Source organism: Streptomyces sp. DG1A-41 (genome assembly GCF_037055355.1).
Taxonomy (GTDB): domain Bacteria; phylum Actinomycetota; class Actinomycetes; order Streptomycetales; family Streptomycetaceae; genus Streptomyces.
The window spans coordinates 8,611,354-8,637,372 of sequence record NZ_CP146350.1; the positions used below are offsets into that span (position 1 = coordinate 8,611,354).

Annotated in this window: 16 protein-coding genes and 2 pseudogenes; 9 read left to right on the forward strand and 9 right to left on the reverse strand. The window is 72.7% G+C overall.

The features are described 5' to 3' along the window. Window positions 1-82 precede the first annotated feature (82 nt). The 4 genes from V8690_RS39845 to V8690_RS39860 form a co-directional block, all read right to left on the reverse strand. Window positions 83-2,905, reverse strand: coding sequence for an NHLP bacteriocin export ABC transporter permease/ATPase subunit (locus V8690_RS39845; RefSeq protein ID WP_338784880.1), 2,823 nt, complete (start codon window positions 2,903-2,905; stop codon window positions 83-85). Between the two features lies 1 nt (window position 2,906). Beyond that, the gene (locus V8690_RS39850; protein WP_338784881.1) at window positions 2,907-5,132 is read right to left on the reverse strand and encodes an NHLP family bacteriocin export ABC transporter peptidase/permease/ATPase subunit; all 2,226 of its coding nucleotides are present in this window, start codon (window positions 5,130-5,132) and stop codon (window positions 2,907-2,909) included. Next, window positions 5,129-5,935, reverse strand: a complete 807-nt coding sequence (locus V8690_RS39855; protein ID WP_338784882.1) for an HlyD family efflux transporter periplasmic adaptor subunit — start codon at window positions 5,933-5,935, stop codon at window positions 5,129-5,131. Before V8690_RS39855 ends, V8690_RS39850 begins: the two co-directional genes overlap by 4 nt. A gap of 116 nt (window positions 5,936-6,051) precedes the next feature. After that, window positions 6,052-6,267, reverse strand: a complete 216-nt coding sequence (locus tag V8690_RS39860) for a type A2 lantipeptide (RefSeq protein WP_184980091.1) — start codon at window positions 6,265-6,267, stop codon at window positions 6,052-6,054. 740 nt (window positions 6,268-7,007) lie between these two features. On the opposite strand from V8690_RS39860, the gene V8690_RS39865 reads away from it, so the two are divergent. After that, window positions 7,008-8,420 (forward strand): S1 family peptidase, encoded by a 1,413-nt coding sequence (locus V8690_RS39865; protein ID WP_338784885.1) that lies wholly within the window; start codon window positions 7,008-7,010, stop codon window positions 8,418-8,420. 186 nt (window positions 8,421-8,606) lie between these two features. On the opposite strand, the gene V8690_RS39870 is transcribed toward V8690_RS39865, so the two are convergent. Continuing rightward, window positions 8,607-10,760 (reverse strand): SpoIIE family protein phosphatase, encoded by a 2,154-nt coding sequence (locus tag V8690_RS39870; RefSeq protein ID WP_338785635.1) that lies wholly within the window; start codon window positions 10,758-10,760, stop codon window positions 8,607-8,609. 220 nt (window positions 10,761-10,980) lie between these two features. Here V8690_RS39870 and V8690_RS39875 point away from each other — a divergent pair. Next, window positions 10,981-11,616, forward strand: a pseudogene (locus tag V8690_RS39875) (response regulator transcription factor); the annotation flags it as partial. Here the strand turns inward: V8690_RS39875 and V8690_RS39880 are convergent. The 4 genes from V8690_RS39880 to lanKC form a co-directional block, all read right to left on the reverse strand. Then, window positions 11,539-13,635 carry an ABC transporter ATP-binding protein gene (locus tag V8690_RS39880; protein WP_338784886.1) on the reverse strand — a complete coding sequence of 699 codons (2,097 nt, stop codon included), beginning with the start codon at window positions 13,633-13,635 and terminating at the stop codon, window positions 11,539-11,541. The pseudogene V8690_RS39875 and the gene V8690_RS39880 overlap by 78 nt on opposite strands. Then, on the reverse strand, window positions 13,632-15,383 hold the full coding sequence (locus tag V8690_RS39885; protein WP_338784887.1) for an ABC transporter ATP-binding protein: 1,752 nt from the start codon (window positions 15,381-15,383) through the stop codon (window positions 13,632-13,634). Before V8690_RS39885 ends, V8690_RS39880 begins: the two co-directional genes overlap by 4 nt. Before the next feature lie 85 nt (window positions 15,384-15,468). Beyond that, entirely contained in the window at window positions 15,469-15,585 is a 117-nt protein-coding gene (locus tag V8690_RS39890; RefSeq protein WP_059413861.1) for a SapB/AmfS family lanthipeptide, read from the reverse strand. An 85-nt stretch (window positions 15,586-15,670) separates the two neighbouring features. Continuing rightward, window positions 15,671-18,277 carry a class III lanthionine synthetase LanKC gene (lanKC, locus tag V8690_RS39895; protein WP_338784888.1) on the reverse strand — a complete coding sequence of 869 codons (2,607 nt, stop codon included), beginning with the start codon at window positions 18,275-18,277 and terminating at the stop codon, window positions 15,671-15,673. 186 nt (window positions 18,278-18,463) lie between these two features. Here lanKC and V8690_RS39900 point away from each other — a divergent pair. The 7 genes and pseudogenes from V8690_RS39900 to V8690_RS39930 all read left to right on the forward strand — a co-directional run bounded on the left by V8690_RS39900 (window position 18,464) and on the right by V8690_RS39930 (window position 25,609). Then, window positions 18,464-20,912 (forward strand): annotated as a pseudogene (locus V8690_RS39900) (SpoIIE family protein phosphatase). 116 nt (window positions 20,913-21,028) lie between these two features. Further along, the gene (locus V8690_RS39905; RefSeq protein WP_338785637.1) at window positions 21,029-21,424 is read left to right on the forward strand and encodes a CBS domain-containing protein; all 396 of its coding nucleotides are present in this window, start codon (window positions 21,029-21,031) and stop codon (window positions 21,422-21,424) included. 179 nt (window positions 21,425-21,603) lie between these two features. Then, a complete protein-coding gene (locus V8690_RS39910; protein ID WP_059413868.1) occupies window positions 21,604-21,786 on the forward strand; it encodes a hypothetical protein in 183 nt (60 codons plus the stop codon). A gap of 104 nt (window positions 21,787-21,890) precedes the next feature. Continuing rightward, complete coding sequence (locus V8690_RS39915; RefSeq protein ID WP_338784889.1) at window positions 21,891-22,958, forward strand: glucose-1-phosphate thymidylyltransferase; 1,068 nt, start codon at window positions 21,891-21,893, stop codon at window positions 22,956-22,958. Further along, a complete protein-coding gene (gene rfbB / locus V8690_RS39920) occupies window positions 22,955-23,935 on the forward strand; it encodes a dTDP-glucose 4,6-dehydratase (protein WP_338784890.1) in 981 nt (326 codons plus the stop codon). The genes V8690_RS39915 and rfbB overlap by 4 nt, the downstream gene beginning before the upstream one ends. Further along, a complete protein-coding gene (gene rfbD / locus V8690_RS39925; protein ID WP_338784891.1) occupies window positions 23,932-24,819 on the forward strand; it encodes a dTDP-4-dehydrorhamnose reductase in 888 nt (295 codons plus the stop codon). Before rfbB ends, rfbD begins: the two co-directional genes overlap by 4 nt. After that, the gene (locus tag V8690_RS39930) at window positions 24,806-25,609 is read left to right on the forward strand and encodes a class I SAM-dependent methyltransferase (protein ID WP_338784892.1); all 804 of its coding nucleotides are present in this window, start codon (window positions 24,806-24,808) and stop codon (window positions 25,607-25,609) included. The genes rfbD and V8690_RS39930 overlap by 14 nt, the downstream gene beginning before the upstream one ends. Window positions 25,610-26,019 lie beyond the last annotated feature (410 nt).

Sequence of the window (26,019 nt, forward strand, 5' to 3'; positions counted from 1 at the left end):
TACCCACTTCTGGGAGAGCCCAACGGTCAGGGCCCCGGAGTACGGCGAAGACGCGCCACCGGGCGGGCCGAGGGCCGCGGTGTCATGCCATCTGGCGCCGCACCAGCTCGTGCAGCCGGCCGCTGGTGTCGGCGAGCAGCTGGGCGGGCGGGCCCTGCTGTACGACCTTGCCGTCCTCCATCACCACGACCCGGTCGGCGTCCATCACGGTCGACAGCCGGTGGGCGATGACGATCCGGGTGGCGTTGAGGGCCTTGGTGCTCTCGATGACCGTGCGCTGGGTCTCGTTGTCGAGGGCGCTGGTCGCCTCGTCGAAGAAGAGGATGCGCGGCCGGCGGATCAGCGCCTGGGCGATCATCAGCCGCTGGCGCTGGCCGCCGGAGACGGCGCCGCTGCCGGAGACGATGGTGTGCAGGCCCATCGGCATCCGCTTGATGTCCTCGGCGAGACCGGCCATTTCGGCCGCCGCCATCGCCTCCTCCGGCGTGTACGGCTCGGTGCCGCAGATGACGTCCAGGATCGAGCCGGTGAACGGCTGCGCGTGCTGGAGCACCACACCGCACTGGCGGCGCACCGCCGACTGGTCGAGCGCGGCCAGATCCTGACCGTCGTAGAGGACGCTGCCAGACACCGGGCGGTCGAAGCCGATCAGCAGGCGCAGCAGCGTCGACTTGCCGCAGCCGCTCGGGCCGACGACCGCGACGAACTCGCCCGGTCGCACCTCGAACGACACGTCGTCCAGGACCAGCGGACCGTCGTCCGAGTAGCGGAAGGACAGCCGCCGCGCCTCGAGCGCCCCGGTCAGCGGGCCCGGACGCGTGTTCGCCGTGCGCACCTCGGGCGTCGCGTCCAGCACCGGCTTGATCTCCTCGAACAGCGGCAGCGCGGCCACTGCCGAGACGAACGCGCCCGTCAGCTGGGTCACCGAGGTCAGCACCATCGTCACCGAGGTGTTGAAGGTGAGGAACGCGGCCGCCGACATCGAGCCCCGGGCCGGTCCCGCCAGCAGCATGAACATCAGCAGCGTGCACAGCGGCAGATACACCGCGCCCAGCACCGACGTGAGGTTCTTGATGCGGCCGGCCTTCTGCTGGAGCTCGCGACTGCGCGCGAACTGGGACGCCCACGCGGCGTACGCGTAGTTCTCGGCGGCGGCCACCCGCAGCTTGGGCAGACCGCGCAGCGTCTGGAAGGCCTGGTTGTTCAGCTTGTTGGAGAGCACGACCAGCCGCCGCTGCCACCGCACCTGCCACAGCCCGAGCCCCAGGAACACGGCCGCGACGACCACGAGCATGCCGATCGCGGCCATCGCCATCGGCACGCTGAACCACAGCAGCAGCCCCAGGTTCATCGCTCCGACCGTCACCGACTGGGCGACCGTCGGACCGACTCCCGCCAGCAGCCTGCGGATCGAGCTGATGCCCATGGCCGCGCTGGCCAGTTCGCCGGTGGAGCGCTCGGTGAAGAACCTCGTCGGCAGCCTGAGCAGCCGGTCCCACACGGCCGGCTGGAGCGTGGCCTCGACCCGGCCCTCCAGCCGCAGGATGGTCAGGTTCTGCAACAGCATGAAGGCCGCCGCCACGACGCTGCTGAGCATCACCGCCAGACACACCTGCACGATCAGGTCCGTCTGCGCCTTCGGCACGAACTCGCCGAGCACCTTGCCGGTGGCGATGGGCACCAGGGCGCCGATCGCCACCGTGACCAGCCCGCTGAGCAGCAGTCCGGTCAGGTCGCGGCGCGTGCCCTGCATGCAGAACCGCAGCAGCCTCAGCGGACTGAGCCCGCGTTCGGGGAGCGGGCGGTAGAACATCACCGCGCGCGGCTCGAACTCGTCGGCGTTCGCCTTCTCGACCGGCGTCTCACGGCCGGTGGACGGATGGACGGCGACATATCCGCCGCGCCGCCACAGCAGCGCCACCGGCGCGCCGGACAGGGCCCGGTGACCGACGAGCGGCCCGACGTTGTCCCGCCACCAGCGGCCGTCCAGGCGCACGGCCCGGGTGCGGACGCGGGAGGCCAGGGCGACCTGCTCGACCGGGTCGAGGCGGTCGCCGCCGGTGCCCTTCTGGGTGGGCTCGGTGAGGCTGATCCCGGCCGCCTGCCCGACGAGCTTGCACGCCGCGTACGTGGCGTCGGCGTCGGCCGCGGTGGTCCGCTTCGACGACCGCTTCCCGATCGAGGCGAGCAGCGTCTGGTCGGCCTGGGCGCGCACCGCCTCACCGGCCCTGATGCCCTCGGCCGTGCGCGACTCGTGGGTGCGCTCCAGCTGCTCGATCCAGCGGTCCAGCGTGGTCAGCAGCCGGTACTGCTGGTCGACCATGGACTGCCACAGCGCCGGGTCCATCAGCAGGTCGGCCGCGGCCTCAGCGCCGTACAGCGAGCCGTACTGCACGCTGCCCGGCGGCACCTGCATCCAGAACACGTCGTCGTCCGTGGGCGCGGCGGCCCGTTCGGTGGCCATCGGCGCCTGGAAGAGGATCGACAGGCTGCGGCCGACACCCAGGGCGAGGGCGTACTCCAGCGGGCTCGTCGTCGGCGGCACGTACTGCGGGTTGCCGTAGTCGTCGTAGGACCAGGTCGCGGTGTTGGCGGGCTGGTACAGCTCGCGCAGGCCGATGCGGTGCACCACGCAGTCCCGCAGTGGGCGGGCCACCAGGGTGTGCTGGGGTCCCGCCACGGGTCCGAGCACCAGCGAGCCCGCCTCCAGGCGGCCCAGGTGGTGCCAGTGGCCCTGCTGGCCGGCGTCCACGGCGAACAGGTCGACGGCACCCGCCGCAACCAGCCACAGCACCTGCGGGCCCTCCAGATCGAGGCGGTTGAACCCGGCGCAGTCGATGCGCGAGCCCATCTGCCCGAAGGCGTTGAGGACGAGGTCGCCCTCGTGTCCCTGAACGGCCGTCATCTCACCGCTCCCTGACCAGTGCCGCGTACGCTCCGCCGCCCGCCACCAGGTCCTCGTGCCGTCCCCGCTCCACGATCGTGCCGTGCTGCAGGACGACGATCTCGTCGCTGTCGCGGACCGTGCTGAGCCGGTGCGCGATCACCACACAGGCACAGCCGCGCCTGCGCAGGTTGTCCATCACGACCAGCTCGGTCTCCGCGTCCAGCGCGCTCGTCACCTCGTCGAGGACCAGGATGCTCGGCCGGCGCACCAGCGCCCGCGCGATCTCCAGGCGCTGGCGCTGCCCGCCGGAGAAGTTGCGCCCGTCCTGCTCGACCTTGCTGTGGATGCCGCCCGGACGCCGCGCGATCACGTCGTACAAGGCCGCGTCGCGCAGCGCGTCCTCCACCGCCTCGTCCGGGATGGACGGGTCCCACAGCGCCACGTTGTCGCGGACCGTTCCCTCGAAGAGGAACACGTCCTGGTCGACGAAGGAGACGGAGGCGGCCAGCGCCCCGCGCGGGATGTCCTCGATGCGCTGTCCGTCGATGCGGATCACGCCCTCCCACGGCGCGTACAGGCCGGAGATCAGCCTGGACACCGTGGACTTGCCGCTTCCGGACCCGCCGACCAGCGCGACCTGCTGCCCGGGGCCGACCGTCAGGTCGAAGCCGGTGAGCAGGGGCTTGTCGAGCGGGCTGTAGCCGAAGGTGATGTTCTCCAGCTCGACGTGGCCCTGGAGGCGGCGCGTCGACTCGCCCGACTCGGGGCGGCCGTAGAGCGGATCGGCCTTGAAGTTCTCCACGTCCTTCAGCCGCGCCACGTCGGCCGCGAAGTCCTGGATGCGGCCGGCGACGCCGTTGAGCCGGGTCAGCGGGGCGGTGAACCGGGTGACCAGGGCCTGGAAGGCGACCAGCAGACCGACCGAGATATGGCCCTCGACCGCCCGCATGCCGCCGATCCAGAGGATCAGCGCGCTGTTGAGGGTGGCGAGCGTCGGCGCGACCACGCCCAGCCAGGCGCTCGGCACCCCGAGCCGCTGCTGCTCCTCCAGCGTGGTGGCGTGCTGCCCGGCCCACTTGCGGAAGTAGCCGTCCTCGCCGCCGGTCGCCTTCATCGTCTCGATGAGCTGCAGACCGGTGTAGGCGGTGTTGGTGAGGCGGGCCGTGTCGGCGCGCAGCTTGGCCGTGCGCGTGGCGCGCAGCCGGATGACGACCCGCATGGCCACGATGTTCAGCAGCGCCACGCCGATGCCGACGAACGTCAGCTGCGGGTCGTAGGTGTACAGCAGCACCGCGTACAGGACCACGACGACCGCGTCCACGCCCGCCGCCGCGAGGTCGCGGGACAGCGTCTCGGCGACCGCGTCGTTGGACTGGAGCCGCTGCACCAGGTCGGCCGGGCTGCGCTGGGAGAAGAACGTCACCGGCAGCCGCAGCAGATGGCGCAGGAAGCGGGCGCTGGAGAGGGTCGAGGAGATGATGCGGCCGCGCAGCAGGTTGGCCTGCTGGAGCCAGGTGAGCACGACCGTGAGCAGCACGCACGCCGCCATCGCCGTGAACAGCGTCGGCAGCAGCGAGGTCTGGTTCCCGATCAGGAACTCGTCGATGTAGGTGCGGCTCAGCGCGGGCACCGCCGCGCCGACCGCCACCAGCAGCAGGCTCGCCAGCACGGCGGCGGGCATCGTGCCCGCGGTGCCGCGCAGCCGGGCGGGCATGGCGCCCAGGACGCCGGGCTTGCGGCCGCCCCGGGTGAAGTCCTCGCCGGGCTCCACGACCAGCACGACACCGGTGAAGCTGCCGTCGAAGTCCTCCATGGGGACGAAGCGGCGGCCCTTGCCGGGGTCGTTGATGTAGACGCCACGGCGGCCGAAGCGGCGGCCCATGCCGTCGTAGACGACGTAGTGGTTGAACTCCCAGAACAGGATGGCCGGCGACTTCACCTCGGCGAGGGCGGCCAGGTCCATCTGCATGCCCTTGGCGGTCAGGCCGTAACTGCGGGCCGCCTTCAGGAGGTTGCTGGCACGCGAGCCGTCGCGGGAGACGCCGCAGGCGATGCGCAGCTCCTCCAGCGGGACGTGCTTGCCGTAGTGGCCGAGCACCATCGCGAGGGAGGCGGCGCCGCACTCGACGGCTTCCATCTGGAGCACGGTGGGCGTGCGGACGGTCTTCGCCCTGGCCTTGGGCACCTTGCGCTTCGGCGGGGCGGCGCGGCGCCGGCCCCGGGTGTCCGGTGCGGTCGCGGTCACGGCAGCAGCCAGTCGACGGGACGCTGGTCGGCCAGCCGGATCGACCCCGAGGCCAGCGTCATGGAGGTCAGCTTGAACGGCGGCCCGTCCGCGGACGACCACTTGTAACCGCTCTTCGTGGCGGACGACTTGTCCAGCCGGACCGTCACGGCCACCGGCCTGCCCTTCTTCGTGAACTGCTCGCCCAGCTGGCTGTCCCCGAGGAACGCGGCGATCTGCTGCGGAGACTGCGCCGAGCGGTCCACCGACTTCACATGGCCGCGCAGCACGCCGTACTCCTGCGTCGGCACCGACTGCACGGTCAGGTCGACGGTGGCGTCGTCGGGGATCGAGGCGGCGTTCTCGGCGGGGACGTAGACCGTCGCGTACAAGGCGTCCTCGGTGTGGGCGACCTTCTCGACGGCGGCGACGTTCGCGCCGGTCTGGATGATCTGCCCGACGGTCGCGGCGAGCGCGGAGACACGGCCCGCGTCGAGCGTGCGGACGACGGTTTCGCCCTGGGACGTACGGACCTTGAGCACGGGGGAGTCGGCCGGCAACCGCTCGCCCTGCTTCGCGAGCACCGCGGTCACCTGGCCCGCGACCGGGCTCTGGAGGAGGTAGCTGCCCTGCCCGTGCGTGAGGATGGCGGGCGCGCTGACGGTGGAGGTCACCGAGCCGGTCACCGCCCACACCGAGGCGGCCGCCATCGCGACCACGGTCACCGAAAGCACGAGCCAGCCCTGCGGGCGGGCGAAACGCACCGGAAGGTCGAGTTCCTCCGGTGACTGGAGCTTGGCGAGGGCCTGTTGGCGGAACTGCAAGGAACTTCCCTCACCCGTAGAAGAGGTTCTTACGGCCGTAACAGAGGCTGTTACGGCACCCGAAGATCCCGGAACCGCCGGCTGCGGCTCCGGGAGTCAACGGCACTGGGGCTCGATCAGAGACCGGCGACCAGGTTGGTGACCGGGGCCGTGTTCAGGCCGGTGACACCCTCGACGGTGCCGACGGCCGTGTTGACCAGGCCGGAAACCGGAGCGATGCCGTCGACCGTGTCGGTGACGGTGTTCACAGCGTTCACGGACAGGCCGCCGGAGACGGCGTCGAGCTCGGCGTCGGCGATCTCGACGGTCTCAACCTGGGGGGTGGAGTTCATGATGGAACTTCCCTTCGTATGGATATCTCACAAGGGGGAGCGGCCCCCTCTGGGGACAGATGACGGCCGCGACCGCGAGTGCCGGACTCCCGTTTCCGAGCGCCCTGCGTGGCTCCCGCGGTGCGATGGATCAAAGCACGCTGCGGGCGCGGGCTTCCAATCAACCACGCGTCCCACCAGGCAACTTGCGCCCCAGCCGCACCGAAGCGTGCAGGTGTGTGCACGCCTTGGTGGCGAGTCCTTCACATGCGTCACGGCATCGGCTCAGCCGACCCCTTGCTTCGCGGAGCGGCGAATCCGGCACTCCCGCCCCAAAGGCGTGACCGACGCGGCAGACCCGCGGATAACCCTCGACTCGGTGACCGGGTTGGGCATTCGATGTGCAGATTCACTGAAGGCGGGATTCAACTCGATGATCGCAACAGATCGTTTCCATTCGGATACGGATCGTGTTCGTTCGGTATGTCGTCACGAGCTTCACGGCTGAAACGCCGTCATCCGGCCATGGAGGGCGTGGCGTCGGCGCGCTTCGCCTTCCCCGGCGTGCCGCTGTGACCAGGGCGGCAGCAGACCGTGCGGTCGGTGCCCGGGCGGCGGGAGTTGGCTGGTTCCGCGATGCGAACGGGTCACCGGCAAACGGAATTGAACGCCCCGGACAGCCCGTGCGTACCAACAGCCATCCAGGCGCCCCCGAGCTGCCGGACGGCGGCACCTACTCCGTTCCCCAGGAGGAGAGAAGTTTGAGTCACAAGCGAATTCCGAAGCGCAAGGCCGCGATAGCGGCGGGCAGCGTGGTGGCGCTCGGCGCCGCCGCGATCCTGCTCCCCAACGCCAACGCGTCGCAGGACGGTTCGTCCGGCGACACGGCGGCCGCGCCGAAGACCCTGAAGGCGGGCGACGCCTCGGATCTCGCCTCGCAGCTCTCCGGGCTCCTCGGTGAGGCGTTCGGCGGCTCCTACTACGACAGCGACAGCCAGCAGCTCGTCGTCAACGTCGTACCGGGCGACAACAACAACGTGATCGTGCAGGCGAAGGCGGCCGGCGCGAAGGTCCGCGAGGTCGACAACAGCTGGTCGGAGCTCCAGAGCGGAGCGCAGACCCTGAAGTCGGACGCGACCATCGCGGGCACCTCGTGGGCGATCGACCCGCGCACGAACAAGCTCCTGGTGACGGCCGACAGCACCGTCACCGGCGCCAAGTGGGACAGACTGGAGTCCACCGTGCAGAGCCTCGGCTCCGGCATGGCGACCCTCAAGAAGTCCGCGGGCACCTTCAAGCCGTTCGTCTCGGGCGGTGACGCCATCTTCGCGGGCGGCTCGCGCTGCTCCCTCGGCTTCAACGTCACCGCGGGCGACGGCTCGCCGGCCTTCCTGACGGCCGGTCACTGCACCCTCGGCGGCAACGAGTGGTCGGACACGCAGGGCGGCCAGCCGATCGCCACCGTCGACCAGTCCACCTTCCCCGGCGACGGCGACTTCGCACTCGTGAAGTACGACGACCCGGCGACCGAGGCGCCCAGCGAGGTCAACACCGGCGACCAGACCGTCCAGATCACCGAGGCCGCGGAGGCGACCGTCGGCCAGGAGGTCTTCCGGATGGGCAGCACCACCGGGCTCGCCGACGGCCAGGTCCTCGGACTCGACGCCACGGTGAACTACCCCGAGGGCACCGTCACCGGCCTCATCCAGACCAACGTCTGTGCCGAGCCCGGCGACAGCGGCGGCTCGCTGTTCACACAGGACGGTCTCGCGATCGGCCTGACCTCGGGCGGCAGCGGCGACTGCACGGTCGGCGGCGAGACGTTCTTCCAGCCGGTCACCACCGCCCTGGAGGCGGTCGGCGCGACCCTGGGCGCGGGCGGCGCGGCCGGCGGCGCGGGTGAAGAGGCCGGTGCCGGCGAGGACGCCGGTGCTGGTGCTGGTGCTGGTGCTGGTGCCGGTGCCGGTGAGGAAGCGGGCGCCGGTCAGGAGGCCGGAGCCGGCGGCGAGGCCGGTGCGGGTGCGGGCGAGGAAGCCGGTGCCGGTGAAGAGGCCGGCGCTGGTGCCGGTGCCGGTGAGCAGGCCGGAGGCGAGGACGCGGGCGCCGGAACCGGCGCCGGTCACGACGCGGGACAGGGTGTCGAGGACAACTCCGGTCTGACCGAGTCCCGCTGACCTGAAACCGTCGGCAGCCGGTCCGACGCCGCCGGCCCGGTTCCGCCCCCTTCCTGGCGGGACCGGGCCGGTCACCGGCGTTTCCGGTCACCGACCGGCCTCACCTGTGGTTCCGGCCGGCGGTGGACCGGGCCGGCCCTCCGGCGGGAGGACCGGCCCGTCCTCGTGCACGGCGCCGGTTCCGCCCTACCCGACCGCCCTGAGCAGCAACAGGGCGATGTCGTCGAGCCGTTCCTCCCCGTCCGTGCGGTGCTCCTGGCGAACGAGGCTGTCGGCCAGCTCGTCCAGCGGCTGGTCCCCGGCGTCGGCCAGGCGGCGGCCCAGGTCCGCGAGGGCCTCCTCGAAGTCGGTGCCGGGGGACTCGACCAGCCCGTCGGTGTAGAGGACGAGCAGGGCGCCGGGGGCGAAGGAGACCTCCGTCGTCGGGTACACCGCGGAGGCGTCGATGCCCAGCAGCGGACCGCCGGCCAGGTCGAGGACGCGCACCCGCCCGTCCGGACGTCTCAGCAGCGGCGGCGGATGACCCGCCCGGGACATCACGGCCCGGCCGTGCGCCGGGTCGAGACGCAGGTACAGACAGCTGGCGAACAGGTCGGAACCCAGGTCGAGCAGCAGCCGGTTGGTGCTGCGCATGACCTCCTCGGGCGCCTGGCCCACGGCCGTGTACGCGCGCACCGCCGTGCGGACCTGCCCCATCAGCCCGGCCGCCGTGACGTTGTGGCCCTGCACGTCCCCGATCACCGCCGCCGCCATCCCCTGGGTGCGCACCAGGTCGTAGAAGTCGCCGCCGATGTCCATGCCCTGCGTGGCCGGCACATAGCGGGCGGCCGCCTCGATGCCGGGCAGCGACGGCAGCGAGTGCGGCAGCAGCGCCTCCTGGAGGCCGTGCGCGAGCCGGTGCTTGGCGTCGTAGAGCAGCGCCCGCTCCAGCGCCTGGGCGATCAGCCCGGCCAGGCTCGTCATCACCGCCCGTTCCTCCGTCGGGAAGGGGTGCGGCTCGGTGTAGGAGAGCACGCACGTCCCCACCGGCCGGCCCTGGGCGATCAGCGGCAGATACGCCCAGGCCGCGAACCCGTCGGGCGTCGCGAGCCGCGCCGGGTAGAGGCGCTCCAGCTCTTCCTGCGACTCGAAGAAGGCGGGCACGCCCGTCCGCAGCACCTGCGTGCCGGGGGTCGGCTCGGTCAGCGGCATCCCGTCGAACCGTTCCACCACGGCCGCGTCCGGGTACCCGCGATGCCCGAGCACCCTCAGCCGGTTCGCCCGTGAGCCCAGCACGACCAGGGCCTGGCTGCCCACGGCCGGGGCGATCTCGTCCGCGACCAGTTGCACCACGTCCTGCACCCCGACCGCCTCGGTGAGCGCACCGGCCAGGTTGAGCACCTGCGAGATGGTGACCAGCCGGGTCGGCGTCCCGTCGCGCGGCGGGGCGGCCCGGTTCATCTCCGCCACGGCCCGGGCCCTTGTGATCCGGACGCTGAGGCCCGTCGTGCTCGGATACAACCGGAACGACAGCCACTCGCCCGGCGGGCGCAGCGCCACGAACGAGGCGCTGTGCTGGCTCATCAGCGCGGCCCGGTAACGGTCCTCGTACACCGGGTCGTTGAGCCACGGCACCGACGCCCACAGCTGCGTGCCGAGCAGCCGGCTGACCGGGACGTTCAGCAGCTCGGCCGCGGCCGCGTTGACGAAGCCGATCCGCCCGTGCAGATCCAGCGAGACCAGCCCGTACGGCAGCCGGCTCACCATCCGGGCCGCCTCGACGGTGCCGAGCGTGCCGGCCACCCCGCCCACCAGGGGCGAGGCGACCAGATCGGTCTCGGGGTGCGGCGGGATGCTGTGCTCGGCGGCCCGCTCCAGCCGGACCGCCAGCCGGCCGCAGGCCGCGGTCAGATGCTCGCGCTCCCGATCGGACAGTTCCGGCGGATGCCCGCCCGGCCAGGTCACGAACACCGCGCCGTACACGGTGGACTCGGTGGCGACCGGCACCGCGGCCAGGGCGAACGGATAGGGCAGCACCACGGCGATCCGCGGATAGCGGCGGGCCATCTCCTCCTCGCCGCCGACCCACACCAGCTCGCGCTCGCGCGCCGCGTCGGCGACCGGGATCGGCGCGCTCAGCCCCACCCGCTCCCAGGGCGCCGCGAACGCCCGGGGCAGCCCCGCCATCACCGCCATCTCCAGCACCGGCTGGTCCCGCGCCAGCAGGTACACCGCGCCGGAGTGGGCGTGCACCTCGTCCATCATCGAGGCCAGCGCCAGGGACAGCAGGGGACGGCCGACCGGCGTCCTGGCGGCTGCCGGCGCCTGCGCGGACGACTGCCCGTCGGACACGCCGACCACCTCCTCGCACGGCCGCGCGACCGGGTTCAGGAACAAATCTCCTCCCTGGCGGCCCGTCGCGCACGACGAGCGGCACGGGGAAGGGCTTGGTTACCGTCGGGCACACACCTATGGCCCCGTTTGAACGGCGCCCGCATACCCCGACCGTCGCGACCCATGCCGTCGAACTCGAAGCGTGGCCGGTTGTACGGGCGCCGCGCGTGCGCCCCCACGCACCCTGATGGCCGGTTCTTCGTGCCCACGCAGGGTCACGTTCGCGAACAATGGGTCACGCGCTCAACACGACGAGCTCCGCACGACGACGGGACGTACAGCGAGCCGAGGGGTGGCAGTGATCCGGGTGCTTCTGGTGCACGACGAGTGTCTGGTGCGATCGGTGCTGGCGGAGTGGCTGCGGGGGGAGTCCGATCTGGCGGTGCACGACACGTCGTGGCACGGCGCGCCCGGCCTGCTGCCGTCCGTGCGGCCGGACGTCTGCGCGGCGGACCTGGAGTGCGCGGACTCCTACGGCATCCCTCCGCTGGGCGAGCTGTGCCGGCCGGGACCGGACCGGACGCGCCCGCGCTTGCTCGTGCTCGCCACTGCGAACAGACCCGGGCTGCTGAAACGGGCCGCCGAGGCGGGAGCGCTCGGCTACGTCGACAAGGAGGGCTCGCCGGAGAACCTGCTGCGCGGGATCCGCCGGGTCGCCGAGGGGGAACGTTTCGTCAACCACTCGCTGGGCTTCGCCTTCCTCAAGGCGGCCGAGATGCCGCTGACCCGCAGAGAGCTGAGCGTGTTATCCCTCGCCGCCGAGGGAGCCTCCATCGCGGAGATCGCCGGGAGCCTGCACCTGTCCCACGGGACCGTGCGCAACTACATGGCGGCCATCACCCGCAAGACCGGGGCCCGCAACCGCATCGACGCGATCCGCATCTCGCAGGGACAGGGCTGGCTGTGACCGCCGCCGGGACGGTGCGGGCGCCCAGCTGCCGACGAGGTCCCGGTACAGCGCCGAGGACCGCACCAGCTCCTCGTGGCCGCCACAGGCCGTGCTCCGGCCGTCCATGACCAGCACACGGCCGGCGCGGCGGGCCGAGCTGATGCGGTGGGCGACGACCACCAGGGTCCCGCCCGGCCGCGCGGCGAAGGCCCGCTCCGCGCGCTCCTCCGTCCCGGCGTCCAGATGGCAGGTCGCCTCGTCGAGCAGGGCGAGCGGGGCGTACGACAGATAGGCCCGGGTCAGCGCGACCAGTTGCCGTTCGCCGGCCGACAGGGCGGCCGGATCGACCCGGGCGCCGAGGCCGCCGAGCCGGTCGGTCAGCGGGGCGAGGCCGACCGCCTCGGACGCGGCCAGCAGTTCCTCTTCGGGCACCGGGTCCGGACGCAGGTACGCGAGGTTCTCGGCCAGCGTGCCGCCGAAGACGTACGCCTCCTGCGGGACGAGCACCCGCGCGGCGGCCGCCTTTGGCCCGGGCACGGGGTGCCCGCCCACCGCGATGGTGCCCCGGTCCGGCGTGAGCAGCCCGGCCACGAGTGCGGTGAGCGTGGACTTGCCGGCCCCGCTGGGCCCGACGACGGCCAGGTGCGAGCCGGCCTGGAGGGTGAGGTCGAGCTCGTCGACGACGGGGGTGCCGGCGTGGCCGTATGCGAAGGTGACGCAGGAGAGGGAAAGGGCCGGGGGAGAGGGGGCGGGTGAGTGGCCGGCGGGGGCGGTCCGGCCGGCGACCGTGTGCGTGCGGAGTGTGCCGTTGGTGGCCCGTACCGACCCCGGAGCCGCGCCGCGGGGCCTGTCGGCGCGGGCGCCGGGAGCGGGGTGCTGCCCCTTGCGCCGGTTTGTGTCCGCGGGGCGCTGCCCCACGCCCCCGTTCGTCGTGTCCCCGGACTGCCGTTCCACCCCCGACCGCCTCCCGTCGGCCCCGTCAGAACCCGTCGGGGCCAGCCTGCGCAGCACCACCGTCAGGCGGGAGCCGCTGGTGCCCAGGCCGTGGATCAGGTTGCGCAGGGCGGGCAGCAGGGACTGGGCGACGTAGGCGAGAGCGCCGACCAGGGCGCCCGTGGTGACGTCGTGGGCCAGGAACCACGGGGCGGTGGCGAGCAGCAGCACGATCGGCAGCTGGCCGCCGAGCGCCAGGGACGCCACGCGCAGCACGCCCCAGTGGGCCAGGGAGCGTGCCGCCCGGAATTCCGCCTCGACCCGTTCGCCGGTGGCGGCGGCGATATGCGCCTCGGCGCCGGTCGCCGTGATGTCCCGCAGGCCCGGGCAAATGGTGCCCAGGTGGCCCGCGAGGGCCTCGTCGGCGACGAGGAACGCCTCCTGCCGCCGGGCGAGCGGCCGCAGTGTCGCCGCGAACAGCGCCACGCCTGCGGCCAGGGGCGGCCCGACGACCAGCAGGAGCGGCGGAGCGAGCGTGATGAGCCCGGCCAGGGCACCGGCGGCGGTGAACACGAAGGAACGGGAGACCATGACCAGCCCGGCGAAGGTGTCCCGCGCGATCTCCACCTGCTGGGTGAGTCCGGACAGCGAGCCCGCGTCACCCGTCCGCACCCCGCGGGCGACGACCCGCTCCACGAGCCGGTCCCGGAACGGTTCGACCAGCGCGGCGACGGCGGCGTACACCCGCGCGGTCCCGTACGCCCCGGCCAGGACACCGAGCCCGGCCACCGCCAGCCAGGCCAGCCCGACATCCGGCCGTCCGCGCAGGAACCCGTCGTCCAGGGCGCGGGCGGGCCCGTACCCGATGAGGAAGGTCTGCCCGGTCTCCAGTACCGACCAGGCGGTGAGCCGCAGCAGCACCCGCCACCGGGCCAGCAGGAACCGCAGGCCTCGCGCGGGCAGTCCGCCTCGCGCGGGCGGGGGCGTGTCACTTTCGGCGCGTACGGGGCTGTCCGTCATGCCTCTGCTCCGCTCCCGGCCCCGGCATACGCGGAGTCCGTCCCCTCCCCGAACACCGCCCGGTACTCCGCGAGCCGCCACAGCTCCTCATGCCGCCCCACCGCCCGCACTCGGCCTTCGTCGAGCCAGGCCACCGCGTCCGCGCACGCGGCCGTGGCGCTGCGGTGGGCGACCAGGAGCCGCGTGGTGCCCGGTCCGTCGCCGAGGAGGGCGTCGGTGATGTGGCGTTCCGTCGCCGTGTCCAGGCTGGAGAGGGCGTCGTCGAGGATCAGCAGCCGACCGCCGTGCGCGAACGCCCGGGCCAGGCCCAGCCGTTGGGACTCGCCGCCGGAGCGCGGGGCGTCGGCGACGGGCGTGTCGTATCCGTGGGGCAGGCGGCGGACGAAGTCGTCCGCGAGGGCCGTGCGGGCCGCCGCCCGGATGCGGTCGGGGCAGGGGGATGCCAGGCCGAGGCCGATCGCCTGCCCGACCGTGCCGCCGAGGAGGGCCGGGCGGGCGAAGGCGTAGCCGACGGCGCGGCGCAGATCGTCGTGCGGCAGCTCGCGCAACGGCACCCCGTCGAGGAGCACTTCGCCCGCGTCCGGGTCGGCCAGCCGCCCGGCGAGCGCGGCGAGCAGCGACTTGCCCGAGCCCGACCGGCCGACCACGGCCAGGGTCGTGCCGCCCGGCACGACGAGGTCCACTCCGTCGAGCACGGTGCGTCCGCCGCGCCGGGCCGTCACGCCGCGCACCTCCAGCCGCCCGGGCCCGTCGGGCAGCCGCCGTTCGCCGAACGCGGTGGCGGGCTCGGCCCGGATCTCGCCCAGGCGCCGAGCCGCCGCCCGGGCCCTGGCCAGGCCCGCGAGCCGGCCGACCAGGACGCCGACGCCCGTCGCGAGCACCGCGTACCGCGAGGCCGCGAGCACCTCGCCCACCGACAGCAGATCCCGGGTCAGCAGCACACCGGCCACGGCGACGACCCCGAGCTGGAGCAGCGGTGCCACGGCGACCGCCTGTGCGGCGGCACGCCCCTGCACCCGCCACATGCGGTGCCCGGCCTCGGACAGGCCGGCCAGCGGCCGCAGCACGCGGGCCGTCTCCCGGCCCTCCGTACCCGCCGCCCGGACTGTGCGGAAACCCTCGACGGCCTCGGCCAGCGCGCCGGCGATCCGGCCTTGGGCTTGCTGGTAACGAGTCGCGCTCTCCGTGGTGTCACGGGCCACGGCACGCAGCAGGAACGTCAGAACGGGCGCCCCGGCGAGGAAGACGGCCGCGAGCCGCCAGTCGATCAGGCCGAGCGCGACCACACCCCCGACGGGACCGGCGAGGGCGGCGAGCAGTGCCGCACGGGCCGCCGGAGTGGTCCCCGCCTCGGCGGCGTTGCCGATCAGGCGCGCGACGAGGTCACCGGAACCGAAGCGGCCGGCCGCCCGCGGGCCGACGCCCAGGACGTGCACGGTCAGCCGGTGGCGCAGCCACGCGGTGCTGCGGGCGTCGACGGTCCCGGTCAGGACGGTCTGGGCCGCGTCCAGCTGGGCGAGCAGCAGCACGAGAGCGGCGCAGTACAGTACCCAGCGGGTCGCCGGGGCCTGCGCCAGCAGCAGATCGAGAGCCCGGCCCAGCGCGGCCGGCAGCAGCAGCCCGGCACCGGTCGCGGCGGTGCTCACCAGGCACAGGGCGACGCAGCGGGCCCCGCTGTACCGGGTGGCCGTACGCAGCAGCGCGCGGGCGTGTCCGGTCGCCGGGTCGTCGTCACCACGCGTGGTCATAGCGGCCTTTCGCGGGACGGGACGGACCCAGGGCGGCCCCTCCCCGAAGGGAGAAGACCGCCCGGAGCCGTCACGCGGACGCCGGTCAGAGGCAGAGCATGACGCTCGCCGCGCTGATGCAGGAGAGCAGGCTCACCGTGCTGGCGCCGCCGCCGTCCGTCCGCTCCTCGGACTCGATCGTCTGGAGGTCGAGAAGTGCCATGGTGTGTCCTTCCGTTGGGTGTCCGTCCGTGGTCATCCGTGGGGACGGGGTGGTGTCACGACTCCGCCGGATCGCGGAGCCGCGTTCATATGGGCCGCCGGCTCGGCGGCGGGAGGAACGGCAGGTGGGCGTCGGTCGCCGGGTCGAGGGCTGCGCCGAGCGCCAGCAGGCACCCCGCCGTTCCGGTGGCGAGGTCCATGGACAGCCGCATCATCTGGTGGCCGGGGAAGGCGAGCTGGCCCTCGTACGCCATCGCGAACCAGCCCAGTCCGGCGATCTGCCCGGCCAGCCGGTCCGCGGTCGCGCCCGGCGTGGTCGTGCGGCTGAGGTGCAGGATCATTCCGGCGCGGCCCTGGAACAGGCCGGGCTGCGCGTAGAAGCGTGAGGTGGCGGCGGTGAGCACGCCGGAGCGGGCCGACCCGAACTCCCCGGCCGTCTCCCGGGCGTGGGCCACGAGGTCGTCGAGAACCATGCCGATTCCTGCGCTGCCGTCGCCGAGGTAGGGCAGGGTCCGCCAGCCCTCGTCGACCTCCAGCGCACCGCCCTCGCGGGTCGCGCAGGACTCCAGGTCCCGGCGCAGTGCCCCGGCCGCCGCCTGAAGCCATTCGGCCCGGCCGGTCCACTCGTACTGCCGCAGCAGCAGGAGCGCCGGACCGGTCGCGCCCCGCAGCAGTCCGGCGCGCCGCCGGGGTGTGGCCGGAAGCGGCTCGGCGAGCCGTCGCAGCAGGATCCGGGCGGCCTCGTCGGCCCGCTCGCGCAGCACCGCTTCCCCTGTGGTGTGTGCCAGGTGGCCCAGGACGAGGCCCAGTCCGGCCAGTCCGCCGTGCAGGTCGGAGGAGAGGTTCTGCCAACGCTCCGCGAGGATGCCCTCGACCAGGTCCAGCGCCCGCTGCCGGTGCCCGAGCCGGTCCAGGACCAGGGCGACGCCCGCGAGCCCGTCGTACAGGCCGAGCGGCGTGCCGACCGGGGCCGGTGCCGTCCGGGCCAGCAGCCAGCGCTCGCCCTCCTCGTACCGCTCGGCGCCGATCGCGTCCAGCGCGTACAGCACTCCGGCCGCGCCGTGGGCGATCCCGAGCCCGCCGCCGTCGGAGAACTGGGCGACGTCACCCGGGAAGAGCCGGTCGTCGCGCTCCGGGGTGGCCGAGGCGAGGATCGCCTTGACCATCGAGTCGCGGCTGTACGGCCAGTCGCCGCAGTCCACCGGAGAGGAGGGGGCGGCCACCGTACGGCCGGACACCTCCCGCGTGATCTCCGCGACCGCCTCGTCGAGGAACTCCCGCGGCACGTCCGGGAACTGATCCGCGATCACCTCGGCCAGATGTGCAGCCTTGCCGCGGTCGACCACGAACAGCGTGGTCACGGGCAGGAACAGGGCCAGCCGCAGACAGGCCAGCGCATAGCGGTCGACCTCGGCGCCGCGGCGGTCCGGCGGCGCGAAGAAGCCCGGGTGGGCGACGACCTGGCGGCCGTTCTCCCCGACCGGGGCCGCGGCCTCGAAGTCGAGGAGGAAGACCGACTCCTCGTCCGGCGCGACCATGATGTTGAAGACGTGCAGGTCGTTGAAGACGATGCCGCGCGCGTGCACCGCCGCCACGGCCTCCTCCACCCTGCGGTGGATACGCAGCGCCCACGCCGTGTACGCGGCGATCGCCTCCGGCTCGGGATCCTGGGCGAGCAGCGGATGCCGCTCGGCGAAGAACGAGTTGAGCGGACGGCCCTGAAGGAAGTCCATCACCAGGAAACGGTGACCGCCGAGCTCGAACCAGTCGCGCACCTGTGGGACCACACCCGTGCCCGCGACCTGCTCCAGCGCCCGCTTCTCCCGCTCCAGCCGGGCGATCGCGTCGGCGCCGTCCGAGGCGAGCCCCGCGTGCGGCCGGCCCTCCTTGAGCACGACCTTGCGCCCGTCGCGCGTGTCGGTGCCCGCGTACACACCGCCGCCGTTGGAGAAGTGGAGCGCCTTCTCGATGCGGTACGGCAGGTCGCCCGTCGTCGTGTTGTTGCGCGCGTCCAGATGAGGCCTGAGGAACTCCGGCAGCGTCGCCCACTCGGGCACCTGGAAGGACGGTGCCCGCCGGTCCGGCACCAGCCGCCCCTCGCCGTCCCGCACCGCCGGCACCAGCGAGCCCCGGTCGTCCACGACGAACGAGCGAGCGAAGGCGCCGTACCGGACGTACAGCGGGCCTTCGCCCCACCGCAGGTCGGTCAGTATGTACGGCCCCTCGAACCCCTCCAGCAGCGCGCCCAGCTCGCGCAGCACGTCGTGCAGCTGCTCCTCGCCGGCCGGATAGACGGTGACGAACTTGCCGCTGCCGTCGCGCGGCGCGTACTTGGTGTTGCGCAGGTGCAGCAGGTGCGGGCCCGGGACGAACTTGAAGGGGATTTGCCGCTCGACGCAGTAGTCCCACACGATCCCGGCGATCCGTTCCGCGTTCACCCGGGTCGCCGAGGCATGGATCTTCCAGCCCTGCGCCGGCCCCGGGAGCGGCTCGCCGTCCGGGCCGAGCGGCGTCATCGTCAGCCAGTCGCCGATCCGCGCCGCCTCCCACCCCTCGGGTACCGGTCGGCGGGCCGTCTCGTAGAGGTGCGCGGCCGCCCCCTGCGCGGTCTCCTGCCCGCCCCGCGCCAGCCGGTCCGGCGTCTCGTAGAAATGCCGGTCGGCGAGCGCGTACACCTCGTACCGCTTGTCCATGCGTCCCCCTCCGTGACGGGCACCGAGCCTTCCAGCCACGCGACGGGCCCGGACAGTCACGCCTGTCACGAGAACACCGTGCGGAACGCATGGGTCAAGACATGTTCGGTGGCTTTCGAGCGCCCGCGCCGGTCCGGCTCCACGGAACGGTCACAGGGGCTGCGCAGGTGTCTCATAAGCGCTGTAATGGCCAACGTGGTCAGTGAGGGCGCCCAAGAGCGCGGAACGCGAACGCTGCGTGCCGAAGGCGCTCTCAAAGTGATCGCGACCGATCAGGAGTCACCCGAACGGGTGCACCGTGCCCTCGAACAGGCGCTCGTCTTCGCCGGTGCCGCGTTCGTCGCCTTGTACACCCCCGGCCAGGACGGCGAGCTGCTCTTCCTCGTGGAGTCGGCCGGGGCGCCGAGAACGCTGTACGGGCTGCGCGACAGCTACCCGCGCGCCGGGCGGTCCCCGGTCGCCGAGGCACACCGCGACGGACAGCCGGTGTCGCTGAGCCCGGCGGAACTCGCCGAGCACGCCCAGGCGCGGCGCATGCCGTCCCGGGACTTCCATCTGGTCGCCCTGCCGGTACACGGAAACGGCGGCGGCTGCCTGCTCGCCGTGAGCGAGCGCCCCACCGGGTTCGACACCGACGACCGCACGTGCCTGGACCTCATCTCCGAGGCGGTCGCCTTCACGCCCCCGGCCGTGCCCGTCGAGGGCGGTGAACTCCCGCCGGGCGCCTTCAGCCTCGCCATGGACACCGGCCGCGTCCGGGTCGGCGGCCATCTGCTGGACCTGTTCGGCCTGGACCCCGTGGAGTTCGACGGCCGGGTCGAGACCCTGCTCGGCCTGACCGTGCCGGAGGACCTGCCCTCGCTGATGTCCGTCGTGGAGGCGGACCACATGTCCATCGGCGACCGGGAGCTGGAGTTCCGCGTGCTCCAGCCCACCGGGCCGCCGAAGTGGCTCCGGCTGAGCGGGCGTCTCCTGCCCGGCGGCGAGGGCCACCCGGCGCGGCTCGTGGGGACCGTCGCCGACGCCTCCACGCTGCGCTCCGACGTCACCGACGTGGCCCGCGTCCAGCGCCTGGCCACCGCGCTGGCCACCGCCGTCACCGTCCGCGACGTCGGCAACGCCGTGGTCGCCGCCCTGCGCCGGCCGCTGCGGGCCGACCGGATCGCCCTCGCCGAGCTGGAGAGCGACCGGCTCGTCGTCACCGTCCTCGACCCGCCCGAACCCGAGGTCTGGCCCGAGCTGTGGCGCACGGAGTGGCGAGGCGAGTGGCCCGACGCGCCCGTACGCGCCATGCCCACCCTCGCCGCCGCGCTGCGCGAGGGCCGGGCCCGGATCTGGCCCGCCGGCAGCCCCCTGGAACGCGCCCTGGCCGAGGTCGGCCCCGGCGGCCTCGTCGTCCTGCCGCTGCCCGCCGGGAACCGCCTGGCCGGAGCCTGCCTGATCGGCTGGGACGCCCCGCACGACGTCGGCACCGACGAACGCGCCCTGCTCACCGCCTGCGCCGGCCTCGCCGGACAGGCCCTGGTACGGGCCCGCGCCTTCGACGCCGAACACGAACTCGTCGGCATGCTCCAGCGCCAGCTGCTGCCGCGCCGCCTGCCCCCGCTGCCGGGCGCGGTGGCCGTCGCCCGCTACCTGCCCAGCACGACCGGACTCGAACTCGGCGGCGACTGGTACGACGTCATCCCGCTGCCCGACAACCACGTCGCCCTGATCATCGGCGACGTCCAGGGGCACAGCGCCGGCGCCGCCACCCTCATGGGTCAGATGCGCACCGCCCTGCGCGCCTACGCCGTCGAAGGGCACCCGCCCGACGTGGTGGTCGCGCACGCCAACCGACTGCTCATGGACATGGAGAGCGACCTCTTCGCCACCTGCGCCTATGTCGACATCGACCTGGAGGAGGGCTCCGCCTGGTGCGTGCGTGCCGGGCACCTGCCCCCGGTGCTGCGGTACCCGGACGGCCGGACCGAGATCGCGGAGTCCGAGGGCGGCCCGCCCCTCGGGGTGATCACCCGGGCCGACTTCCCCATGAGCCCGCTCCGGCTGCCGCCCGGCACCGTGGTCGCCCTGGTCACGGACGGCCTCGTCGAGACGCCCGGCACCGACATCGACGAGGACATGGACCGCCTCGCCGGCGGCTGGCCGAGGTCGCCCCCGCCGACCTGGGGCTCGTCGCCGACGCCCTCCTCGGCAACGCCCCGCGCACCGACGACGTCGCCCTGCTCCTCATGCGCTACGACGGCATGGACCTGCGCCCGCTGCGGGAGAGCTGGACGGTGTGGCGCGTCCCGCAGGCGGTCGGGCACGCCCGCCGCTTCGCCCGGCGCAGCCTGCGCTCCTGGGGCGTCACCGAGGACATCGACGCCGTCCTCCTCGTCGTCTCCGAACTCGTCACCAACGCCCTCGTCCACACCGACGGCCGGGTCCGCATGGACCTCACGCTCATCAACGACCGCCTGCGCGTCGCCGTCGCCGACGCCTCCCCGCGCAGCCCGGTCCGGCCGCCGGCCTCGGCTGGGAGGCCACGGGCGGCCGGGGCATCCTCCTCGTCGAGGCCGTGTCGGTGACGTGGGGGACTCTGCCGGTCAGCGGCGGCAAGCAGGTGTGGGCGGAGCTGGCGCCGGGGCGGTGAACACCGGCCAGGATCACCTGGTGACCGGGCGGGTTCGCCGGGTACCCGGGCGGCGCAAGACGGAGAACCCGAGCCGAAGGAAGAGGAACGTCATGGCTCAGCATGTCCGCGACATCATGACCAGCGATCCGGCCACGGTCGAGCCGCAGACCTCCGTCGCCGAGGTGGCCCGCATCATGCGCGACGAGGACCTCGGCGTCGTCCTGGTGACGGACGGCGACGATCTGCGCGGCGTGGTCACCGACCGTGACCTGGTGGTCCGGTCGATCAGTCAAGGCGCTGACCCGGAGCAGACCAGCGTGGCCGGCGCGTGCAGTGACGACCTGGTCACCGTCGGCCCCGACGACGACCTGGATCACGCGGTGGAGCTGATGCGCGAGCACTCCGTGCGCCGTGTCCCGGTCGTCGACCGCGGCCACCCCGTGGGCATCGTCTCCCTGGGCGACATGGCCATGGAGCGCGACCCGGACTCGGCGCTGGGCGACATCAGCGCCGCGCGTCCCAACACGTGACGACGGCACCCGGTCGGCCGGTCCCGCGCCCGCACGGTGCGCGGGGCCATCGTACGGTGCGGGAACAGCCTTGAGGCGAGGGGGAGTTCAGGACCCGAACGAGACGTCACGAACCGGGTTTGTTCGGTTTCTTCATGGGGACTCGAGCAGCAGCGGATGCAGAAGGAAGATGATGAGTCGTGACGTCCATGGAGACCAGTGACAAGCCCGTCGTCCGTCGGCCCGAGACCGGCTGGTCGAAGGCACGCCGCCTGCGCGGAAAGGCCGCGCTGCGGACCTGCCTCCCCGCCGTGGAGGACCGGGCCACCACCCGAACCGCGCGCTCCGAGCCGGACTGGAACATCGTGAGGGGCGAGGACTGACCGCTCCCCAGGAGGCCGCGCGGTGACGACGCGCCTAACTCCGCGCGTCGACAACCAAAAGAAGTGATGTTCACATCCGCCGGATCACGACTATGGTGAACCGAATGAAGGCTCTCGTGCTGTCCGGCGGCGCAGGAACAAGACTGAGGCCGATCACACACACGTCGGCCAAGCAACTGGTGCCAGTGGCCAACAAGGCCGTGCTCTTCTACGGGTTGGAGTCGATCGCCGAGGCCGGCATCACCGACGTGGGCATGATCGTCGGGGACACGGCCGCGGAGATCGAGGACGCGGTGGGTGACGGGTCGCAGTTCGGCCTGAAGGTCACCTACATCCCCCAGGAGCGGCCCCTGGGGCTGGCCCACGCGGTACTGATCGCCCGGGACTACCTGGGCGACGACGACTTCGTGATGTACCTCGGCGACAACTTCATCGTCGGCGGCATCAGCGGACTCGTCGACGAGTTCCGCAGCAACCGGCCCGACGCCCAGATCCTGCTCACGCGCGTGGCCGACCCACGCGCCTTCGGTGTCGCCGAACTCGACCCCTCCGGCCAGGTCGTCGGCCTGGAGGAGAAACCCGACCGGCCCAAGAGCGATCTGGCCCTGGTCGGCGTCTACCTGTTCACCCCCCTGATCCACGAAGCGGTACGCGCCATAGAACCGTCCTGGCGCGGCGAACTGGAGATCACCCACGCCATCCAGCACCTGATCGACTCCCGCGCCGACGTGCGCTCCACGGTCATCACGGGCTACTGGAAGGACACCGGCAACGTCGGCGACATGCTCGAGGTGAACCGCATGGTTCTCGAGGGCATGGACCGCCGGATCGACGGCGACGTGGACACCGCGTCGGAGACCATCGGGCGAGTGGTGGTGGAGGAGGGCGCGCGGATCGTCAACTCCCGCATCGTCGGCCCCGCCGTCATCGGCTCCGGCACCGTCATCAGCAACTCCTACGTGGGTCCCTTCACCTCCGTCGCGGAGAACTGCCGGATCACCGACAGCGAACTGGAGTTCTCCATCGTGCTGCGGGACTCCTCGATCCAGGGCGTCGGCCGGATCGAGGCCTCGCTGATAGGCCGGCACGTCGAGGTGACGCCGGCCCCCAGCGTCCCCAGTGCCCACCGCTTCGTCCTCGGAGACCACAGCAAGGTGCAGATCACTTCATGAACCTCCTCGTCACCGGTGCAGCCGGGTTCATCGGCTCCCGTTACGTCCGCGCAACTCTCGCCTCGGACGCGCCCGACGCCCCGCGCATCACCGTGCTGGACAAGCTCACCTACGCCGGCACCCTCGACAACCTCGAGCTCGGCCACCCCCGGCTGGAGTTCGTGCAGGGCGACATCTGCGACGCCGAACTGGTCGACAAGCTCACGGCCGACGCGGACCAGGTCGTGCACTTCGCCGCCGAGTCCCATGTGGACCGCTCGATCACCGGCGCCGCCGACTTCGTCCGCACCAACGTGCTGGGCACCCAAACCCTGCTGGACGCCGCCCTGCGCCACGGCGTGGGCCCCTTCGTGCACGTCTCCACCGACGAGGTCTACGGCTCCATCGAGACCGGCTCGTGGCCGGAGGACCACCCGCTGCAACCCAACTCCCCGTACTCGGCCTCCAAGGCCTCCTCCGACCTGCTCGCCCTGGCCTACCACCGCACCCACGGCCTGGACGTGCGCGTCACCCGGTGCTCCAACAACTACGGTCCGCACCAGTTCCCCGAGAAGGTCATCCCGCTGTTCGTCACCAACCTCCTCGACGGTCACAAGGTGCCGCTGTACGGCGAGGGCCGCAACGTCCGCGACTGGCTGCACGTGGACGACCACTGCGAGGGCATCGACCTCGTCCGCACCAAGGGCCGGCCCGGCGAGGTCTACAACATCGGCGGCGGCACCGAGCTCACCAACAAGGAACTCACCGGCCTGCTCCTGAAGGCCTGCGGCGCGGACTGGGACCGGGTGGAGTACGTCGAGGACCGCAAGGGCCACGACCTGCGCTACTCCGTCGACTGGTCCAAGGCCCGCGACGAACTCGGCTACCGCCCCCGCCACGACTTCACCACCGGCCTCGCCGAGACCGTCGCCTGGTATCGCGACAACCGTGCCTGGTGGGAACCTCTGAAGCAGCGCGTCGCCCAGGGGCGCGCATGAGGTGGCTGATCACCGGGGCGGGCGGAACGCTCGGCCATGACGTGGTCGAGGAGCTCACCCGGCGCGGCGAAGAGGTCGTGGGCCTGGACCGGGCGGCCCTGGACATCACCCGGCCCGCGGCCGTCGACACGGCGGTGCGCGACCACCGGCCCGACCTGGTCGTGAACTGCGCCGCGTACACGGCCGTGGACGACGCCGAGAGCCACGAGGGCCGCGCCCTGGAGATCAACGGCGACGGGCCCCGCCTGCTGGCCCGGGCCTGCGCCGCGCACGGCTCCCGCCTCATCCACGTCTCCACGGACTACGTCTTCTCCGGCGAGGCCCGCGCGACCCCCTACCCGGAGGATCATCCGACGGGCCCGCGCACCGCCTACGGCCGCACCAAGCTGGCCGGGGAGCGGGCCGTGCTGGAGGAGCTGCCCGGGGCGAGCGCGGTCGTGCGCACGGCTTGGCTCTACGGGGTCCACGGCGCTAACTTCGTGCGGACCATGATCGGTCTCGAAGCCCGCCGCGACACCGTCGACGTCGTCGACGACCAGCGCGGGCAGCCCACGTGGAGCGCGGACGTCGCCGAGCGGATCGCCGACCTCGGCGTGCGGCTCGGCCCGGACGCGCACGGCGTCTTCCACGCCACCAACTCCGGCGAGGCCACCTGGTACGAGCTGGCCCGCGAGGTCTTCTCCCTCGTCGGCGCCGACCCGGACCGGGTGCGCCCCACCAGCAGCGCGGCCTTCCCCCGGCCCGCGCCCCGCCCGGCGTACAGCGCCCTCGCACACCGCCGGTGGCAGGAGATCGGCCTGCCCCTGCCACGCGACTGGCGCTCCGCCCTGCACGAAGCACTGCCCCGTATCCGCAAGGAAGGTCCCCTTCGTGAAACGCCATGAGTTCCTCCGGGAACTGCACAAGGTCAGCGCCAATCGCAACTACCTGGAGATCGGCGTCAACGACGGCCGCAGCCTGACGTTGTCCCGCGTCCCCAGCATCGCGATCGACCCCGCCTTCAAGGTGGTCTCGGAGCTGAGGTGTGACGTCCACCTGGTGAAGGCCACCAGCGACGACTTCTTCGCCCGCGACAACCCCCTCCAGCACCTCAAGGGCGGCCGTCACCCGCTGCGCAACCTGCGCCGCGGCCGCAGCCCGATCGGCTACTGGCGCAAAACGACGCTGGACCTGTCGTTCATCGACGGCATGCACCTGTTCGAGTTCGCACTGCGCGACTTCATGAACGTCGAGAAGTACTCGGACTGGTCCAGCGTGATCGTCCTCGACGACATGCTGCCGCGCAGCATCGACGAGGCGGCCCGGGACCGGCACACCAACGCCTGGACCGGCGACGTCTACAAGATCACCGAGGTCCTGACGCGCTACCGCCCCGACCTGGTCACGGTCCAGGTGGACACCGCGCCCACCGGCCAGCTCGTCGTCTTCGGCGCCGACCCGAACAACCGGGTCCTGCACGACAAGTACGACGAGATCATGGCCGAGTACAAGGTCCCCGACCCCCAGAAGGTCCCCGAGGCGATCCTGGAACGGGCCGGTGCGGTACGCCCCGAGGCCCTCCTGGAAGCGGGCTTCTGGCGCCCCCTCACCCAGGCCCGCAATCGCGGCCTGCCCCGCTCCATCGGCTGGGAGCCCCTGCGCAAGGCCCTGGAACAGGTGGGCGTCAGCCGCTGACCCCCCCGCCGCCGGGCTTCTCGGCGTCCCTCGGATCCGGGCCCAGGTGCCATGTGCGCCTGGGCCCGTGGCGTGCCCGGCCGACGTGGCTCGGCCGTTCCGGCATGTGGCGGTCTGGGACTCGGGCGCCTCCGGTACCTGAGCCTGCGGCGCACCCAGCGGATCGTCGGCGTGCCCCCTCCCCGGCGCAGCCCTCTACCGACCGGGTCCGGCCTGGAACGCCGAGCACGGCCGCGCCCGCGCACCCTCCGGCGTGTCGGAGGGCGCTGCACGGACCGGCTCCACGGCGTGTCGGGGGCGCGGCGCGGGTTGGCCTGCGTGTGCTGGGGGCGCTGCGCGGCTGGTCCGGCTGCGGTGTGTCGGGGTCGCTGCGGGGAACCGGTCCTGCGGCGTGTGGTGGGAGTGAGCCT